We start from the raw sequence: 17,571 nt of genomic DNA, 5'->3' as shown, positions 1-17,571 counted from the left end.
ATGTTTACAATGGGGTTCTCTTAGTTCTCGTCCGTTATCTCTTAGTAGAGTTATTTCCCTTAATGCTTTTGCTTTCATCTTTGTATCTAAGCTTTCAAGAAATTCTTTTACTGGTTCTTTTCCATTTTGGCTTTCGTAAAATTTTATAGTATACATAACCATCTCCTACTAATATAATATGCTATATATGACATATTGTCAATGTTAATTTATGTACCTTCCATGGTTCTATCAGTTTAGGTATATTTTAACCTCAGTTATCTAGTTATTACCTTCGTCATATAGTTCAGCGGCTAATTTAAAACCTATTTTAAAACCATAAACAAAGTGGATTTTAGTCTCTATCACTGAACGCTGTGCTTTGATATCCAATAGATTATCATATATTTGTCTCTGCTCTTGACTGATTCGTTTTAAAAATTCATCCTCTTCTTTGATAATTTCTGAACTGCATTTTTCATATTCATCTGTTCGAGCGAAATTCTCAAATGAATCAATTTCCCCGTTAAACAATTGCTCTATTATTGATCCCATATAATCCTCCTTTAATTGTGCAATAATTTAAAAATCTATTGAATTCCACAATAAACAGATGGTATAATGTACTTACCCTTGCTTATTGTGGGGGTGGATTGAAGCAGTGTTCTGATTTAGCGATTGGTCACTGCTTCTTTTCTTTTGCCGTTGAATCATTAGCTGTTTATCTTGGTCTATACACTATTTCTTTCAAGACAATCTCTTCAGCCATTGTCCTTATCATTTCCCTGTGCTTGTAACTATCGTAAAAATTCTCTGGATTTGGTATTGGGTCTTTTGCTAACATCTTCTCTTGAAATACTTCCATCATTTGGTGAGCTTCCTCATTGACTTTATACATGATTTCCATTAATGTCTCTTCTGCTCGCAGTATACTGTATCTATGTGGACACTCATTCTTTAAATATTTAATCGCTATACTACCATACTTGCCTATATGTTGTTCACAAGTTGAGACTTCTATAATAGGTTCTAGAAATCCTTGCTTAGTCATTCTGTAGTCAAGCTCGACTGGTTTCATTAATAACACCCCCTTCATATTCGTATTTACTCTTTTTCTAAAAAAGAGCATAAAAAAATAGGACAGCAGTTCGCAACCCCTTATATTACAGGTCTCTAACTGTTGTCCTATTATATCACCTACTTAGTAACACTACTGTCTCCATATGAGGCGTATTCGGAAACATATCCATTCCTTTAACCTGAACAATCCCATATCCACCCTTTTCAAACTCAACCAAATCCTTAACCAAAGTCTTAGGATTACAAGATATATAAAGAATTTCCTTTGAATTAAATCCTACTATATCCTTTAAAGCATTCTTATGAATACCTGGTCTTGGAGGGTCAACTATAATTAAATCTGGCTTTTCCTTTATAGACTTAACCTTCTGAGCAACATCACCTGCTATAAATTTACAATTAGTTATATTGTTTATTCTAGCATTCTCCTTAGCAGCTTCAACTGCTTCTTCAACTATTTCAATACCTATAACCTTCTTGGCACTCTTTGATACCATCTGAGCTATAGTTCCAGTTCCACTGTATAAGTCAAATACAACCTTATTCTTTTGCTCTCCTATAAATTCAGATGCTATTTGATAAAGTCTTTCTGCTCCTTTAGTATTAGTTTGGAAGAATGAGAATGCAGATACCTTAAACTTAAGTCCAAGTAACTCTTCATATATGTAATCTCTTCCATGAAGTACATTCAACTTATCACACTGAACTGCATCTGCAAGTCCATCATTTTCTGTATGAAGAATACTTACCATCTCACCATCAGTATCAAGATTTAATAACATATCCTTATACTCAGTCATATCAAACTCAACTTGAGTAGAAGTAACTATATTAACCATTATCTCGTTAGTATTAAGACCTTTTCTAACAACTAAATTTCTAAGATATCCTGTATGGGGCATAGTCTTATAATATGGAAGACCTTTTTTAGCAAAGTATTCTACAGTACTCTTAAGTATCTTTCTATAATCTTCGTCTATTAACATACAAGTATCAACAGTTATTATATCCAGAGCTCTTCCCTTTTTATGAAAACCAAGCGTTAAAGGTCCATCCTTCTCTTCGTCACCAAAAGTATACTCCATCTTATTTCTATACTCACGATTCTTAGGACTTCCTTCAACTCCTAAAAACTTAAATCCAACAAAATCCTTATCTGAGAATAAATCAAGTATTTGACCTTCCTTTATCTCAATTTGCTCATCATAAGGAACAGAAAGCATTGAACATCCACCACAGAATCCAAAATGATCACAAGTGTCACAAGTCTCTATATCAGACTTCTCTATTAACCCAATTGCTTTTCCCTCTATCTTATTCTTTCTAATCTTCTTTATCAAAACCTTAAGAGTTTGTCCAGTAACACCACCCTTAACATCAACTCTTTCACCTTCAACAAATCCATACGAACTTCCACCAAAATCCATACCTTCAATCTTAAGCTCTACTATATCTCTCTTTTTCACTACAAACCTCCACCGTACAGTATTTTAAAATTCGTCTACTCGCTAACGCGGTGACTCATGTCGCCAACGATCCTTACAGGCTCCGTTGCTCAAAAATAGTTTCAAGTGTAACTTTTTTATCAATGTTATCCACAAATTCAAAATTATTCTCATGAACAGTATTTTTATATAAATTATAATAACAGCTTATCTAAAAATATTTATATGAAAATACAAGAGAATGATTTTATATATTTTGCTATAAAACTTAGTCTTTGACGTTTAATAGTTCGTTAAGAAGTTTCGTTGTCTGACCGTAGGGAGTTTAGAAACTTTAGAACTATTAATAAGTCAGAGACTTTAGTTTTATCAAAATTATTTTCATGAACGGTATTTTTATATAAATATTTTTGCTACCTCCCTATAACCACTTTACTTCATAAGTTCCTTAAAATCCTTAATATTCTTCTTCCCCTTAGCATCCAAATACTCTATAAAACTCTCCAAAGAATTATTTACAACAAGCTCCTCAGGAACTCCAGCTTCCTCAAGAACTTCCTTAACATAATCAAATCTTCCTATTTGAAAAGCTATATGAGTGTCTGTTCCTGCTACTAATTTAACATTCATCTCTTTAGCCATCTCAACTATTTTAATACAATTTTCTTTACTTCCTGGTCTACTTTTCCCAAATGAACTGTTGTTTATCTCTATTAATACATTATTATCCTTTGCAGCTTGTAAAACTTTTTTCGCATCTATATCAAATGCTGGGTTTCCAGGATGTCCTATTATATCTACATACTTATTTTCCATAGCCTTAACAAGTGCATTAGTGTTCTCTTCCTTAGTTCCAGGCTTTATACAAACATCATGAAGGCTTGCTAGTACTAAATCTAGATGTGGCAAAAACTCATCATCCATGTCTAGCTTTCCATCATAGTCTATAATATTTGCTTCAACTCCTCTTAACACAAATACCCCATCTATAACTCTAGGTATTATTCTTTGGTTACCTATATAGTATACATGTGGCCCACCTGGCATTGCTGGTGCGTGATCTGTTAGAGCAAACATCTTAAGTCCTGCATTCTTAGCTTCTCTTACTAAGTCATGAACCGTACTATATGCATGTCCACTAGCAATCGTATGACAGTGTGTATCAAATTCAAACTTCATGTTATCAACTCCTATTTTGTTTCTAGTAATTCTAGTTCTTCTTTAGTTAATTCTCTAAATTCTCCAAGTTCTAATTCTTCATCTAATCTTAATTTACCCATTTGTATTCTCTTTAAATATACTACTTTTTTTCCTACACTTTCAAACATTCTCTTAACTTGATGAAACTTTCCTTCATGTATAGTCAAGTTTATCTCTGATATATCGTCACTTTTTAGTATTTCAAGCTCTCCTGGCATAGTCTCATATCCATCATCCAAAACTACACCTTCTTTAAAAGCTTCAATATCATCATTTGTTACTACTCCATCAATTTTTGCATAATACGTTTTTGGAACGTGTTTTTTAGGAGATAGTAATCTATGAGATAATTTTCCATCATTAGTTATTACCAAAAGCCCCTCTGTATCCTTATCAAGTCTTCCAACTGGAAAAGGATCAAAGGCTATTTGTTCCCTATCTAATAAATGAATAACAGTTTGGTCCCATTTATCAGTTGTTGCTGAAATACATCCTGCTGGCTTGTTCATAATTAAATATATGAACTTTCTATAATTTATTTTTTCTCCATTAAATACTATCTCATCATTTTCTGGATCTACTTGAGTTGAATTCTTTTTTATTACATTACCATTAACAGCAACTAAACCTTTTTTACAAGATATATTAATCTCAGTTCTACTTCCATATCCAAGATTAGATAGAACCTTGTCGATTCTCATTTTTTTACCCATAATTTCCTCCTAAATCCATCTCCAGGATTTTTCATATCCATTCTTTAAAGTCCCTCTATTCAGTTTTCCAAATCCAAGTGGATGTCCATTCACACATACTAGATTAAGTCCATTTTCTCCCTCTGTAAATATGGTCTCCCCTTTTAGATACTTTATAACATTTGAATCGTCTGAATCTAAGTTTATTACTCTCTTAAAATCCTCTTTTTTAAGAGCCATAGCGAGTGCCTGTGAAGGTTTAAATCTCTTCTTAATTACTTTTCCAAGTAAAAGACCCGTTCTAACTGCCTTTAAGTTCTTAGTCTGTATCATATCCTTTGGAGCTAAATATAGGTTATCATTTATAGTTATAAAATTCCCATTTAAAGTAGTGTTCATATTCTCTTTTTCAAACTCTTCAAAGCACTCAGGCTTTTTCTTGTTTTTTAAGTTCTTGTGTTCTTTATTATATCCATCTACCTTTTGTAAAAGAGCTAAGAAGTGTCCTTCTCCATTTAACTTATGAGGCCACAATCTTCCAACTTCTTTAAGTCCTAAGCCTTCAGAAATTCCGCCAATCTTTTCTATATTAAGTAACTCAAAGTTATCATTATTGTCTAAAAATTCTTTTATCATATTTTCATTTTCATCTTTATTAAAGGTACAAGTAGAATATACTAGTTTTCCTCCACCCTTTAACATTTTGCCCGCTTCATCTAATATTTCTCTTTGCATATTAGGATATATACTTATATCCTCTTTTTCCCAGCTTTTTATAAGCTTTTCATCTTTTCTAAACATCCCCTCACCAGAGCAAGGTGCATCTACTAAAACTCTATCAAAGAATCCTTCAAAGTTATTACAAAGCCTACTTGGAGAATCATTGACAACTAATACATTAGATACTCCATACATCTCTATATTCTTAACAAGAGGTTTTACTCTGCTTGAATTTATATCATTAGTAACAAGCATTCCTTCTCCTTGAAGTCCTGATGCTATTTGAATACTTTTTCCTCCAGGTGCTGCACATAAATCTAGTACTTTATGTCCTTTTTTTATATCTAAAAATTCAACAGGGGACATAGCAGATGGTTCTTGTATGTAATAAAGTCCTGCATTGTAAAAAGGTGATTTGGCAGGTCTTACACCTTCTTCATAGTAAAATCCATCACTACTCCAAGGAATTTTATCTAAATTAAAAGGAGAAATATTCAAAAACTTCTCCACTGAAGTTTTAAGTGTATTAACTCTAAGTCCATAGTACCTTTTTTCGTCATAGCTTTTAAAAAAACTATCGAATTCATCATTTAGTATTTCTTTCATATTGTCTAAAAATTTAATTGGTAATTTCATATTTAATCGTCTCTCCTAGAAATGCTCACCATTATCGTAGTATTTTTCTTTCTCAAATGTAGTAAAAGCTAAGTCTAGACTCTCAACCTTAAGACCTTCTCTTATACTATCAGTTATAATCTTTGCTACCTTATCTTGTGTCTCTTGTCCTCTATCAAACCAAGCAACTTCTATAAATGGATACACTTCTTCTATTTGTCCATTTCTTATAGCTACTGATTGAATGCACTCTATTTCAAAATAATCTCTTGGACACTTAACAACCTCAACTAATTCATCTACCATTTTCTCACTTATCTTACAAACATCATTAGCCTGAATTCCTCTAATCTTAATCTGTGGCATACCTTCTCCTCCTATATCTCAACTTTAACTACTCATTCTAAATTTCAAATAATCAACTAAAAATATTTATCCGAAAGCTAAGAGTTCTAACACTCCATCCTCTTTAGGTTGAAGATGAGAACTCTACAGCTTCTGGATAAGTTCAACTAACCTTCATATGGAGTCACAGACTCCACCTGAAGATAAGTTTCACTTGATATAAAAATATACGCGATTGCTTTTAGATATTTTGCTTCAAAACTTGGATTTTTACGTTTAGTAATCCGTTAAGAAGTTTCGTTGTCTGACCATAGGGAGTTTAGAAACTTTAGGATTATTAATAAGAAAAAATCCATAGTTTTATCAAAATATCTTTGCAAGAGTGTTATTTTTATATAAATATTTTTTTCACAATGCAAAAAATTTAGATGAACACACTCTCTATCATTTATTGTCAAATATTATTATACTTTTTATTCTTAATGATTACAATATAACAGCATTTTATATGACGTTAAAATTATATTTAATATTTCATATTTTTTTCATCATAATATTATTTATTAATGAGAATAATATGTATGTAGATATATTTTAGAAAGGATATTTTAGAATTTATTTCCTACACTCTTTTACTTTTTACTAATTTAAGTGTATAATATTTAGTTGTAATTGAAATTCCGTAAGAAATGACTTTAGAAGTTAAAATATTTATCTAAACTACATATATTATAAGGAGGAGTTTTTTTATGCCATTAGTTACTACTAAGGAAATGTTCAAGCTTGCTTATGAGGGAAATTTTGCTATAGGTGCATTCAATGTTAACAATATGGAAATAGTTCAGGGAATAATTGCCGCTGCTAAAGAGGAAAATGCTCCTGTAATTCTTCAAGCTTCTGCTGGTGCTAGAAAATATGCTAATTCTATATACTTAAAGAAATTAGTTGAAGCTGCTATTGAAGAAAGCGAACTGCCAATTGCTCTTCACCTTGATCATGGTGATAGCTTTGAAGTTTGCAAGCAGTGTATAGATGATGGGTTCTCATCTGTTATGATAGATGGATCTCACCTTCCATTTGAAGAAAATATAGCTCTTGTTAAAAAGGTTGTAGATTACGCTCACGAAAGAGGAGTTGTAGTTGAAGCTGAGCTTGGACAATTAGCTGGTGTTGAAGATGATGTTAATGTAAGTGCTGAGGATGCTACTTATACAGATCCTACTCAAGCTGTTGAATTTGTTGAAAGAACAGGTGTTGATTCACTTGCTATAGCAATTGGAACTAGTCATGGTGCTTACAAATTCAAAGGTGAAGCTAAGCTTGACTTTGAAAGACTTGATAAAATAACAAAATTACTTCCTAACTTCCCATTAGTTCTTCATGGTGCTTCTTCTGTTCCTCAAGAATATGTTGAAATGTGCAATGAATTCGGAGGAAATATACCAGGAGCTAAAGGTGTTCCAGAAGAAATGTTAAGAGAAGCTGCTAAGTATGGTGTTTGTAAAATAAATGTAGATACAGACCTTAGACTTGCTATGACTTCAGCTATTAGAAAAGTATTAGCTGAAAAACCAGCTGAGTTTGATCCAAGAAAATACTTAGGACCAGGTAGAGAAGCTATCAAAAAAATAGTTCAACATAAAATAAAAGATGTATTCGGTGCTTCTGGCGCTGCTTCAAAATTAAAATAAATGTTAAAGGGTGTCTATTTAATTTAGACACCCTTTTAACTATTTTGTATTTATATAAACAATTCTTTCATCATCTAGTTTTTTTATAGAAAGATTTTTTAAAGCATCTTCATTTATCATTATTTCCATTTCCTCGCCTTGCTTTACAGGCATCTTAGATATATCTTCTCCTTTTAAAACATTGACTGCTATTTTTCCTGATTCATATCCTAGTTCATAATAATTAATACCACAAGTTGCTAGAGCCCCTAATTCCACTGACCCTTTTTCAGATGCAATAACTGGTATATTTTTTTCTTGAGTTTTTTGAACTATAATAGGCATTGAAGATACTACTAATTGATCTGTTGGTGCATATAATACATCTATTTTACTAGCTAAACTACTTATAGCAGTGTTTACTTCATTAGTACTAGTAACTCCTGCTTCAACAACAGAGTATCCATATTCTTTAGCGTATTTTTTTAACTCATTTACTTGAACCTCTGAATTTACTTCACTTGTATTATATATAACCCCTATTTTTTTAGCATCTGGAGCAAGAGTTTTCACCAATTCTAACTGCTTACTTACAGGTACATAATCACAAGTTCCTGATATATTTGTATTAGGTTCTTCTAGAGACTTAACAAGTCCTGCTGAAACCGGATCTGTTACAGCACTAATTACTATTGGTATATCTTTAGTTGAATTATATGCTGCTTGTGCTGAAGGTGTTGATATAGCATAAATTAGATTCTTCTTTTGAGATACAAAGTTTTTAGCAATAGTCTGTGTTGTAGCTATATCGCCTTGAGCATTTTGAAAATCTATATCTATATTTTCTCCATCCTTATAGCCGTTATCTTCTAGAGCTTTAATGAATCCTTCTCTATTTTCATCAAGTGCACTATATTCTACTATTTGAGTAATACCTATTTTTATTTTATCATCGTCTTTGGTACCACATCCTGTTAAAATACTAACTCCTACTAACCCCATTAAAATCATACTTTTTATTAATTTTGTCGTTTTCATAACGTCCTCCCTAATATAATTTGTATATTCTATACTGCATACTCGAATTTCTTAAGTATATCCTCAATAGTTAATTTCTTTTTCATTTCTTCATCTGCATCAAGTATTATCTCTCCCTTATGCAGCATAATTAATCTATTTCCATATTTAAGTGCGTGACTTAAATTGTGTGTTACCATTAATGTCGTTATATTTTTTTCTTTTACAATCTTACTTGTTAATTCCATAATTTCATTAGATGTTTTAGGGTCTAAAGCTGCCGTATGTTCATCCAGAAGAAGAAGCTTTGGATTGTTTACACAAGACATAATAAGCGAAAGTGATTGTCTTTGTCCTCCTGATAAGTATCTAGTTTGTACATCTAAATATTTTTTTAAATCAAGAGATATATCCTTTAGCAGATATTCTAATTTATCATTATCATATCTAAGACATTTTTTTAAATTTAATAGATCTCCTTTATTTAAAGCAAGAGATAAATTTTCTCTAACCGTCATTGTAGGACAGGTTCCCATAGATGGATTTTGAAAAACTCTGCTTATAATTTTGGTTTTTTCATGCTCTGGCAATGATGTTAAGTTTGTATCTTCTAAAAAGATTTCTCCTGAAGTTTCTTTTAAAACACCTGATATTATATTTAATAATGTAGATTTTCCTGTTCCATTACTGCCTATAATACTTACAAAATCTCCCTTGTTTATTTCTATTGAAAGATTTTGAAATAATTTATTATCTTGCCCATATGGATTTTGAAAGCTTTTTGATAAATTGTTAATTCTTAGCATATTCTCTTCTCCTTAAAATAGATATTTTTTGTTTACTTATAGGGTTTTTAAACTCACCTATAGATAAAAATAAAATTATTATAAAAGAAGTAATAAGCTTTAAGTCTGTTGCAGTTAGACCCGCATTTAAAGCTATATATATAACAAGCTGATACAAAATAGTTCCTAAAATAATTATGCTTGTTTCCTTAGTCTTAATTATTTTACTTATAAAAGATTCCCCTATAATAATACAAGCAATCCCCAAAACAAGAGTTCCAATTCCCATAGATACATCTGAGAATCCTTGATATTGAGCCATGATACTTCCTGAAAAACTAACTAATCCATTAGATATCATAAGTCCTAAAATCTTGATTTTTCCAACTTCTATGCCAAGTGATTGAACCATTTGAGAGTTATCACCAACAGCCTTTAGTGTATATCCAAGTCCAGTTTTTAAAAATAAGTCTAATACAGTCTTGCATATGCATATAATTGCTAAAGAAATTATTATAGGCGAAAATCCTGATTCAAATATATGATTAGTATTAAATAATGCAATATTAGCCTTTCCCATAATTCTTAAATTAACTGAATATAAAATACCCATTACTAATATTCCTGAAAGTAAATTTGAAATTTTTAATCTAACATTTAAAATTCCAGTTAAAAGACCTGCTATTAATCCTCCTCCAATTGCTAATAAAAATCCTGTAGTAGGAGAAAGACCATTTTTTAAAGCTACAGCTATAATTGCTCCTCCTAATGAAAAACTTCCATCTACTGATAAGTCTGGAAAATCTAATATTTTATAACTTATGTACACCCCCAATACCATAATTCCTAAGATTAAACTTTGTGTAACTACTCCAACTAATGCATCCATTTACATTCTCCTTTCTTTTTATACAAAAAAAGCCGCATGGATTTTTCCACACGACTTTTTTTAGATACGATAAAAGCCGCATAGATAATCTATGCGGCTTTTATTCATATATTAAAAATGAATAATTTTTCAAATTTAATAGCCTACATAGATACAAACCCTAATGTTTAATAATCTCGTACGATTCCGGGGCTTGCATCTATGTTTTTATTTTAAACTAGACACAAACCCTATCTAAATTGGCTATTAAAAAAGAAGTTATTTTTTTTATTTAATAAATTATTCATTCTTCATCTCTCCTCAAATATTTTCTAAATCTATTTGCTGTTAATTCTATACAAAAATAAATTATTTGTCAAGATTTTTTTAATTAAGAATCCATATTCACACTTTGTAAATTATTATCATTAGATATATTACTTGTATTTTTTTCATCACCGGAATCATTATTTTCTAATCTGTCACTCTCACATAATTTAATACTTCTTGAACAAATAGTTCCATTTAGAGATGTTATATTAATAAGTAAAATTTTTGTACCATCGGGTTTTGTGAAAATTTTTGATTCAGTTTTAACTTTATCTTGTACTTTAGAATCTTTCTTATTATCTGTAGATTTTTCCTTACCTTTAAAAATACTATCCTCTTCTTCTCTTACACCTATATTTATAAAATTAAATTTATTTCTTTGTTTCATATTATGTATATTATTATTGTTAATAAACCCATTCTTCGATATTCTCATTTACTTTACCTACTTTCATAACTATTCGTAATTTCAATTTTAAATTTGCTATATGTACAATTTTCAATAAAACAACTTTTATTTTGTGTTTATTATTTATAACTACCTATCTATAGACTAATTCCATAATTAGGTATATATTACCATAATCAACTGAATTTTTCTAGTTTTTTCTATATACTTGGGGCATTATTAAATTTTTGATAATTCATAAAACAAAAAAGCAGTTAATGGAATTAAATAATTCCATTAACTGCTTTTTTATATAAATTTATTTTTTTTGTTGGTGAACTTGTTCTCCGTTCATAATAGCTCTCTGTCTTACTTGCTTTTCTGCTTTAGGGCATCTTATTTCAAGTATTCCACTTTGTAAATTAGCATCAACTGATTCTGCTCTTACACTTGTTGGTAGAGGTATAGTTCTGTTTAATATTAGATTATCAGTTCCTGTCCATGCAGTTCCTGAAATAGAAACAGAATTATCAGTTACATTTAAATTCATATCATTTATTCCTAAATTTCCTACACATGCAGTAACAACTAAATCACTTGCCGTTTCAGAAATATCTATACTTGGTTGAACAACTAAACTTCTTACATAATAATTTTGAGTAGCACCCATATGTCCTTGTGGTTGAATCATTTGACCTTGTAAAAATCCTCCACTTTGTAATTGATTATAGTTACTAGCAGAAACAACTGGATGTCCTACAAATTGAGGTTGATTATAAGCAACTAATCCTTGATTTATAGTATTAGCAACCATTCCACTAGCAATATTCATATTAGTATTAGCAGCATTTACAGTAGATGTTGGATTTAAAGAATAAGCTACTGTAGTACCTACATTAGACATATTTGTTGAAACTGGTATAAAACGTACTCCATTAAAATTTTGATTCATTTTGTTGCCTCCTTGAATTTTTTATTTTCTAACTCTTTAAATATTATGGACAACTACGTTCCACGTATATTCACTTATAATTTAATAGCTTTAAATTTATATAGGAAGAATATTTTTAATTCTTTTATCAAATAATATTTTTATTAAATCCTCAAGAAAGGACAAAATTATTAATGGATAAAATAAAAGAATTAATACAAGATATATCGCAAGCAAGGCAATCAAATGTAATTTGTTATATAGGTGGTGATAGAAAAAATATTAGTACGCGAGTTGCTCCAGATATAATACCTATATTTCATAAACATCTAGAAGCCATAAAAAATAATAGTAAAAATGATAAAATAGATTTATTATTATATACAAAAGGGGGAGATGTACTTACAGCTTTAAGGTTAGTACAACTTATATATGAATATACTGACAATTTTTCAGTTTTAATACCTTATAAATCATATAGTGCTGGTACCCTTATTTCATTAGGAGCATCTGAAATAATAATGACCAAAATGGGAGAATTAAGTCCTGTAGACCCTAATGTTACTAGTATTTTTAATCCAGTTGATCCAAATAATTCTTCAGCTAAAATTCCTATAAGTGTAGAGGATGTATATTCATTTATTACATTAGTCAAGGATATAATGGATATTCAAAGTGATGATTCTTTAAGTTCTATTTTCTCTAAATTAGTAGAAAATGTTCATCCCTTAGCTCTAGGTAGTATACATAGAACTTATCTACTGATTCGCTCTGTAGCTAAAAAGCTTTTATTGTCCCATATGGATATTTCAGAAGAAGTAAGAATTAATGAAATTATAAATCATTTAACAGAAAAATTATTTTCTCATAATTATATGATCACTAGAAAAGAAGCTAAAGAATTCCTCAAATTACCAGTAAATTATTGTGATTCTGATTTAGAAAGAGACATTTGGAATATTTATGAATATTATAAGGATTATTTAGAATTAGATAAGCCCTTTATTCCAGAAAAATATGTAGATATTAATGGAAGATTTTCAGCTGGATGTGGAATAATAGAAAGTATATATAGAACAGATGAATATATATTTGAAGGAGTTATTCAAAGATCTAGTTCATACGATGGAAATATTGCAGATAATGTTAATATTACTTATCAAGGATGGAAAATGATATAGGAGGAAAATAATATGGATTTTAATGATATTAATTCAAAAAAATATATAAAAGTATGTAAAGAATCTGGATATATATCAGCTAAATACAATACTTATATGGATGATGTTGAAGATATTGTAATGCCTTATGATTACAATGAAATAAGTGGTCAAATAAAATTCTCAAAAGACAAGAAAAATTCGTCTACTCGCTACCGCGGTGACTCATGTCGCCAACGATCCTTACAGGCTCCGTTGCTCAAAACTAATCTCAAGTGTAGCTTTTTCAATCAGTTATCCACAAAACAAAAAATGATATAGTTTCCTATAGAATAAAAAATAGGCATCTCTAAAGAGATACCTATTTTTTAGTTGAAATATTTTGAAGAACCTTTTAATTGTCTCTTTGAAACTATTCTAGCTAAATCTACTAGCTTTGCAGTTTCTATATTTTTAAATGAAATACAAATTACAAATTTAACATCTGTAAAAGTTTCATCTAAATCGTAAATTTCATATTTGCATTTTATATCTTCATGCTTGTATTCTTCTTGAAGATCATCTGCTACATCATCACATATTTCTTTTAAATACATTTTTATATCTTCAAACAAAACTTGTAAATACTCTTCTTGATTTACATCATATTGTTCATACTCTTCTTCTTCTAAAAACTCAAATTTAAAAACAGATTTATCTAATTTACAATCAAATACCATAATATCTTTTTGCTTTATAGAATCTGATATATCTTTTACATATCCAAAGTCAGCCATTAAAGTCAGTATTTCTTCCACTGATTTACTTTTAACAGTTTTTGAGCCTTCTTTATTTTCAAAAGTTATTTCTATCAAAATTTCCCCTCCTATTGCAGTGAAACTTAATTTGTAGTTGCATAAATATCTATTATATTTTTTATTTCTTTCCATTTAGTAACTCTTGTTACATTTTCAAGGTCTATATCTTTATTATAGTTTGCATCCATTAAGAGCACTTTTATTCCAGCTTCTGCCAACTCTTTAGTGTTTTGAGGGTTATCTTCTATAAATAAATCACAATCTAGCTCTCTTGCTTTATCTACTTTGTAATATCCTCCTAAATAATATACATACAATTTAGGAAAATTATTTACTCTCATCCATTCCTCTGTTACATCCTTTAACCCTTCATTTCTAGCAGTTACAAAGTACACATTATGCTTTTTATTAAGCTCATGAATAATTTCACTTGCTGAATCTAGTGGATTTGCACTAAGATGTATATCATAACCTTTATAAGCATAAAACTCAAGTATTTCTTCAATACTAGCATCATATAAGTCTTCTAATTTACATGTAGTCATATCCTCTTCTTTTAAATCTTTATTAAAATGCTCATTAAAATATTCAATAAAATAATATGGATCCGTAACTGTTCCGTCTATATCTATACAAATACTTAATTTCTTCATCTACTACCTCCTTGAATAAGGCTACTTATTATATTATTGTATATTTTTATATAAAAATCAAGTAAAACAAATACAAAAACCTTCAGAAGGAAGATTTTTCTATGCTTAATAAAATTATATCATTTTTGTTTTATGAATAACTTATTAAAAACTTATACTTGAGACTATTTTTAAGCAACGGAGACCGTAGGAATCGTTGATGATATGAGTGATTGCGTTAGCGAGTAGACGAATTTTTGATATTAATTTTAACTTTATTCATTTTATCTACACAACTGTGTATTAATTTATCTGATAACTTTATATTATCTTTTGTTTTAATTATATATTTTGGGCTCTTTTTATCTAAAAATTCTATACCATAATCCATAGCCTTCTTTCTTATATAAAAAGCCTTTTGTATATCTAACTTTGCATCCTGTAAAAGCTTTGTATTTTCTTTATCTTCAAACTCAGGTACTTTCAAATTTTTATACATTAACTCTGCTTGCTCACATTTTTGTCTACTATTTTGAGCAGCTTTTCTTAAGTCATCCATATTAGCTTTGCCCTTTTGTAGTTTCTTTAAAACGCCATAACACTTTCTAAGTGGAACAAGCCCTTTTTTCTCTATATCCTGTATTTCTTTTTTAAATCCATTAAAGATTTGTAACTCATTAACTTTCTCTTTTTCTACATCCTTTGTATTATTTTGATTATCAATAACTTCTGCTTGATTTTTCTTTAAATCTTTATTATATATTTTATCTACATTCGTAACCTGTACCTGAAAATCATTATTTTTAGTTTCTTTTTCTAGGTTATCTTTATAAACAATATTTTGTTTTTCACTTTTTTTATCGTCTATTTTATTGTTATTATTAGCTATAATCATTATATTTTTTATCTTATCATTTTTATATTTAATAGTTTGTATGGTATCATCCATCTCTTTATTCATAACAAAAATTGACGAAACTGTTATTATATATATTAGTGTAAACATGTATTTATTTTTATTTTTATATGTTAAAATTATAATTATAGGAAATAAATATACTATAAATAATACAATTTTATTCATAAAATTTCACCTCTTAATATTTGTAATCATTAATATATTATTGTTTGATAGATGAAATTTTATACACTTTGAGGAGGTATTATCATGAATGTTTCACCTATATACCAAATATTAAGTATGATTCTTTTAATATATATTATCTATTTCTTTATAACTAAAATAATTAAATTACCTACAAGAGTATATAATTATTTAGAGAATATGGATAAAATAAAGAATGATTAGCATAAGTACTGTATTTATCAGTTTTCATAACTAAAAAGAGGGTTGTTGAAATAAGCTATTTTTTATAGCAGTATTTCAGTAACCCTCTTTTTCACTTAAAATCTACAGTGAATCATTTAATCGACTATGCAAATTTTTGTTTTAATATTATAAATTATACAAATAGAGATAATAGACTAGTTGCTAAAATTAACATAAATGCTCCACCAATACGTGATGAAATCTGAGCAAATGGCATTAATTCCATTCTCTTACTTGCAGAAAGTACTGCTACATCACCAGTTCCACCCATATTGGCCATACATAAACCTCCAGTTATAGATGCTTCTATAGCATAAAATCCTAGAAAATGTCCTACAGCACCTGAACCAATTGTAGCTCCTACAACTGTAGTAAATACTAATACTATATATATTAGTGATAAAGATCCTATAACTGCATTTAAATCAGTATATGCTACACCAATTCCTACTAATAATGTTGGTGTAAAGTTTGTCATAACAAATCTAAACCACTGAAATGCACCTTTTTCATACTTTTGAGGTACAATGCCCAATACCTTTACAATGGCTACAGTTATAATCATTAGAGCATAAGAGTGTATAGGTATAAACTTAGCTAGTATCTTACCCCATACAAAGAAAGTCGTAGAAAATAATATTCCTATTCCCATTAATTTATAATCGAGTTTTATAGCTTCTTTTAATTCTTCTTTGATATGCTCTTGTGATTTCATTAATTTCCCATTTCCAGTTAAGTTTCTTCTTTTATCACCTATCTTATCTAATAATCCAGCAACAGCAATTGCCATTGCATTTCCTAATGCAAGTGCTGGAACCATTTTTGACATCATACTAGCAGGATCAACCTCTAATACCTGACCAAACATTTCTGCTAAAGGAACTGCTCCGGCTCCCATACCACCACCCATAATAGGTATGGCTATATAAAGTATTGCTTCCTTAGCTCCATATCCCATAATCATACCAACAAATCCTGTTAATCCTAAAGATACAACAACTCCTCCAATAATAACAGGTAAATATCTTATAGCTGCGCTAATTAACAACTTTCTATCCATTCCTAAAATACTACCTGTTATAAGGGCTGCAATATAAAAACTTAAAAATCCTTCGCTTTTCATAAAGTTAGTCATAATCTCTTTTGAACTTTCAGGAAGTATTCCATATGTTACTAATGCTGCAGATACAAATATTATAACGATTGCACCTCCACCCAAATAATCTTTTATTATTGGTAATCGGTTTCCTAACTCGTTCAGTGATGCACCTATAACCATCATAAGAGGTAGTGCTCCAATCATACCTTTAGGAAGTACTCCCATATAAGTTGCTGTTAAAATTATAATTGATAAAATTATAAACATAGGAAGTGAAATTCCCATTATATGAAACTTTTTATTTTCTATCATATTTTTAGATTCAGACATACTATCCCTCCTTCTTTATTTTATAAAAATTCGTCTACTCGCTAACGCGGTGACTCATGTCGCCAACCATACCTACGGGCTCCGTTGCTCAAAAATAGTTTCAAGTGCAGTCTTTTCATTAATATTATCCGCAGATTTAAAATCATATAATATCCTTA

General features: G+C 29.6%; 20 protein-coding genes. 4 read left to right on the top strand and 16 right to left on the bottom strand.

The window, feature by feature from the left end; translation table 11 throughout:
- Positions 1-261: 261 nt before the first annotated feature.
- From N4A48_RS05185 to N4A48_RS05155, 7 genes are all read right to left on the bottom strand, one after another.
- Positions 262-534, bottom strand: a complete 273-nt coding sequence (locus N4A48_RS05185) for a DUF6809 family protein (RefSeq protein WP_293664763.1) — start codon at positions 532-534, stop codon at positions 262-264.
- Between the two features lie 166 nt (positions 535-700).
- Positions 701-1,057 (bottom strand): TnpV protein, encoded by a 357-nt coding sequence (locus tag N4A48_RS05180; protein ID WP_293664762.1) that lies wholly within the window; start codon positions 1,055-1,057, stop codon positions 701-703.
- Between the two features lie 115 nt (positions 1,058-1,172).
- The gene (gene rlmD / locus N4A48_RS05175) at positions 1,173-2,525 is read right to left on the bottom strand and encodes a 23S rRNA (uracil(1939)-C(5))-methyltransferase RlmD (protein WP_293664761.1); all 1,353 of its coding nucleotides are present in this window, start codon (positions 2,523-2,525) and stop codon (positions 1,173-1,175) included.
- A 411-nt stretch (positions 2,526-2,936) separates the two neighbouring features.
- Positions 2,937-3,683 carry a phosphatase gene (locus N4A48_RS05170; protein WP_293664760.1) on the bottom strand — a complete coding sequence of 249 codons (747 nt, stop codon included), beginning with the start codon at positions 3,681-3,683 and terminating at the stop codon, positions 2,937-2,939.
- 11 nt (positions 3,684-3,694) lie between these two features.
- Positions 3,695-4,417, bottom strand: a complete 723-nt coding sequence (locus N4A48_RS05165) for a pseudouridine synthase (protein ID WP_293664759.1) — start codon at positions 4,415-4,417, stop codon at positions 3,695-3,697.
- Positions 4,418-4,426: 9 nt separating this feature from the next.
- Positions 4,427-5,752 (bottom strand): RsmF rRNA methyltransferase first C-terminal domain-containing protein, encoded by a 1,326-nt coding sequence (locus tag N4A48_RS05160; RefSeq protein ID WP_293664757.1) that lies wholly within the window; start codon positions 5,750-5,752, stop codon positions 4,427-4,429.
- Between the two features lie 15 nt (positions 5,753-5,767).
- On the bottom strand, positions 5,768-6,097 hold the full coding sequence (locus tag N4A48_RS05155) for a DUF1904 domain-containing protein (protein ID WP_293664756.1): 330 nt from the start codon (positions 6,095-6,097) through the stop codon (positions 5,768-5,770).
- Positions 6,098-6,825: 728 nt separating this feature from the next.
- Here N4A48_RS05155 and fba point away from each other — a divergent pair.
- Positions 6,826-7,767 (top strand): class II fructose-1,6-bisphosphate aldolase, encoded by a 942-nt coding sequence (fba, locus tag N4A48_RS05150; protein ID WP_293664755.1) that lies wholly within the window; start codon positions 6,826-6,828, stop codon positions 7,765-7,767.
- A gap of 39 nt (positions 7,768-7,806) precedes the next feature.
- Here the strand turns inward: fba and N4A48_RS05145 are convergent, their stop codons facing one another.
- The 5 genes from N4A48_RS05145 to N4A48_RS05125 form a co-directional block, all read right to left on the bottom strand.
- Positions 7,807-8,784, bottom strand: coding sequence for an ABC transporter substrate-binding protein (locus N4A48_RS05145; RefSeq protein WP_293664754.1), 978 nt, complete (start codon positions 8,782-8,784; stop codon positions 7,807-7,809).
- Positions 8,785-8,813: 29 nt separating this feature from the next.
- A complete protein-coding gene (locus N4A48_RS05140) occupies positions 8,814-9,569 on the bottom strand; it encodes an ABC transporter ATP-binding protein (protein ID WP_293664753.1) in 756 nt (251 codons plus the stop codon).
- Positions 9,556-10,437, bottom strand: coding sequence for an ABC transporter permease (locus N4A48_RS05135; protein ID WP_293664752.1), 882 nt, complete (start codon positions 10,435-10,437; stop codon positions 9,556-9,558). Before N4A48_RS05135 ends, N4A48_RS05140 begins: the two co-directional genes overlap by 14 nt.
- Before the next feature lie 370 nt (positions 10,438-10,807).
- Positions 10,808-11,182, bottom strand: coding sequence for a hypothetical protein (locus tag N4A48_RS05130; RefSeq protein WP_293664751.1), 375 nt, complete (start codon positions 11,180-11,182; stop codon positions 10,808-10,810).
- 271 nt (positions 11,183-11,453) lie between these two features.
- Entirely contained in the window at positions 11,454-12,086 is a 633-nt protein-coding gene (locus N4A48_RS05125) for an Hsp20/alpha crystallin family protein (RefSeq protein ID WP_293664750.1), read from the bottom strand.
- Between the two features lie 131 nt (positions 12,087-12,217).
- On the opposite strand from N4A48_RS05125, the gene N4A48_RS05120 reads away from it, so the two are divergent.
- Positions 12,218-13,246, top strand: coding sequence for an SDH family Clp fold serine proteinase (locus tag N4A48_RS05120; protein WP_330665051.1), 1,029 nt, complete (start codon positions 12,218-12,220; stop codon positions 13,244-13,246).
- Between the two features lie 12 nt (positions 13,247-13,258).
- Positions 13,259-13,546 carry a hypothetical protein gene (locus tag N4A48_RS05115; protein ID WP_293664749.1) on the top strand — a complete coding sequence of 96 codons (288 nt, stop codon included), beginning with the start codon at positions 13,259-13,261 and terminating at the stop codon, positions 13,544-13,546.
- 47 nt (positions 13,547-13,593) lie between these two features.
- On the opposite strand, the gene N4A48_RS05110 is transcribed toward N4A48_RS05115, so the two are convergent.
- The 3 genes from N4A48_RS05110 to N4A48_RS05100 all read right to left on the bottom strand — a co-directional run bounded on the left by N4A48_RS05110 (position 13,594) and on the right by N4A48_RS05100 (position 15,738).
- Positions 13,594-14,079, bottom strand: a complete 486-nt coding sequence (locus N4A48_RS05110; protein ID WP_293664748.1) for a hypothetical protein — start codon at positions 14,077-14,079, stop codon at positions 13,594-13,596.
- Positions 14,080-14,105: 26 nt separating this feature from the next.
- On the bottom strand, positions 14,106-14,675 hold the full coding sequence (locus N4A48_RS05105) for a 5' nucleotidase, NT5C type (protein WP_293664747.1): 570 nt from the start codon (positions 14,673-14,675) through the stop codon (positions 14,106-14,108).
- A 217-nt stretch (positions 14,676-14,892) separates the two neighbouring features.
- A complete protein-coding gene (locus N4A48_RS05100) occupies positions 14,893-15,738 on the bottom strand; it encodes a hypothetical protein (protein WP_293664746.1) in 846 nt (281 codons plus the stop codon).
- A gap of 84 nt (positions 15,739-15,822) precedes the next feature.
- Here N4A48_RS05100 and N4A48_RS05095 point away from each other — a divergent pair, with 84 nt between their 5' ends.
- On the top strand, positions 15,823-15,963 hold the full coding sequence (locus N4A48_RS05095; protein ID WP_293664744.1) for a hypothetical protein: 141 nt from the start codon (positions 15,823-15,825) through the stop codon (positions 15,961-15,963).
- A 154-nt stretch (positions 15,964-16,117) separates the two neighbouring features.
- Here the strand turns inward: N4A48_RS05095 and N4A48_RS05090 are convergent, their stop codons facing one another.
- Entirely contained in the window at positions 16,118-17,413 is a 1,296-nt protein-coding gene (locus N4A48_RS05090; protein ID WP_293664743.1) for a 2-hydroxycarboxylate transporter family protein, read from the bottom strand.
- Between the last annotated feature and the right edge of the window lie 158 nt (positions 17,414-17,571).

The organism is Tepidibacter sp., from assembly GCF_025210165.1.
Taxonomy (GTDB): domain Bacteria; phylum Bacillota; class Clostridia; order Peptostreptococcales; family Peptostreptococcaceae; genus Tepidibacter_A.
This window is presented reverse-complemented; position numbering and strand designations above follow the sequence as displayed.

What these genes read in the sequence shown, in the direction of transcription:
- N4A48_RS05135 (WP_293664752.1), bottom strand. Translation starts at nt 10,437, where the DNA reads ATGGATGCATTAGTTGGAGTAGTTACACAAAGTTTAATCTTAGGAATT.
- N4A48_RS05170 (WP_293664760.1), bottom strand. Translation starts at nt 3,683, where the DNA reads ATGAAGTTTGAATTTGATACACACTGTCATACGATTGCTAGTGGACAT.
- N4A48_RS05140 (WP_293664753.1), bottom strand. Translation starts at nt 9,569, where the DNA reads ATGCTAAGAATTAACAATTTATCAAAAAGCTTTCAAAATCCATATGGG.
- N4A48_RS05145 (WP_293664754.1), bottom strand. Translation starts at nt 8,784, where the DNA reads ATGAAAACGACAAAATTAATAAAAAGTATGATTTTAATGGGGTTAGTA.
- N4A48_RS05185 (WP_293664763.1), bottom strand. Translation starts at nt 534, where the DNA reads ATGGGATCAATAATAGAGCAATTGTTTAACGGGGAAATTGATTCATTT.
- N4A48_RS05165 (WP_293664759.1), bottom strand. Translation starts at nt 4,417, where the DNA reads ATGGGTAAAAAAATGAGAATCGACAAGGTTCTATCTAATCTTGGATAT.
- N4A48_RS05095 (WP_293664744.1), top strand. Translation starts at nt 15,823, where the DNA reads ATGAATGTTTCACCTATATACCAAATATTAAGTATGATTCTTTTAATA.
- N4A48_RS05100 (WP_293664746.1), bottom strand. Translation starts at nt 15,738, where the DNA reads ATGAATAAAATTGTATTATTTATAGTATATTTATTTCCTATAATTATA.
- N4A48_RS05180 (WP_293664762.1), bottom strand. Translation starts at nt 1,057, where the DNA reads ATGAAACCAGTCGAGCTTGACTACAGAATGACTAAGCAAGGATTTCTA.
- N4A48_RS05125 (WP_293664750.1), bottom strand. Translation starts at nt 12,086, where the DNA reads ATGAATCAAAATTTTAATGGAGTACGTTTTATACCAGTTTCAACAAAT.
- N4A48_RS05115 (WP_293664749.1), top strand. Translation starts at nt 13,259, where the DNA reads ATGGATTTTAATGATATTAATTCAAAAAAATATATAAAAGTATGTAAA.
- N4A48_RS05105 (WP_293664747.1), bottom strand. Translation starts at nt 14,675, where the DNA reads ATGAAGAAATTAAGTATTTGTATAGATATAGACGGAACAGTTACGGAT.
- N4A48_RS05155 (WP_293664756.1), bottom strand. Translation starts at nt 6,097, where the DNA reads ATGCCACAGATTAAGATTAGAGGAATTCAGGCTAATGATGTTTGTAAG.
- fba (WP_293664755.1), top strand. Translation starts at nt 6,826, where the DNA reads ATGCCATTAGTTACTACTAAGGAAATGTTCAAGCTTGCTTATGAGGGA.
- N4A48_RS05090 (WP_293664743.1), bottom strand. Translation starts at nt 17,413, where the DNA reads ATGTCTGAATCTAAAAATATGATAGAAAATAAAAAGTTTCATATAATG.
- N4A48_RS05130 (WP_293664751.1), bottom strand. Translation starts at nt 11,182, where the DNA reads ATGAGAATATCGAAGAATGGGTTTATTAACAATAATAATATACATAAT.
- N4A48_RS05160 (WP_293664757.1), bottom strand. Translation starts at nt 5,752, where the DNA reads ATGAAATTACCAATTAAATTTTTAGACAATATGAAAGAAATACTAAAT.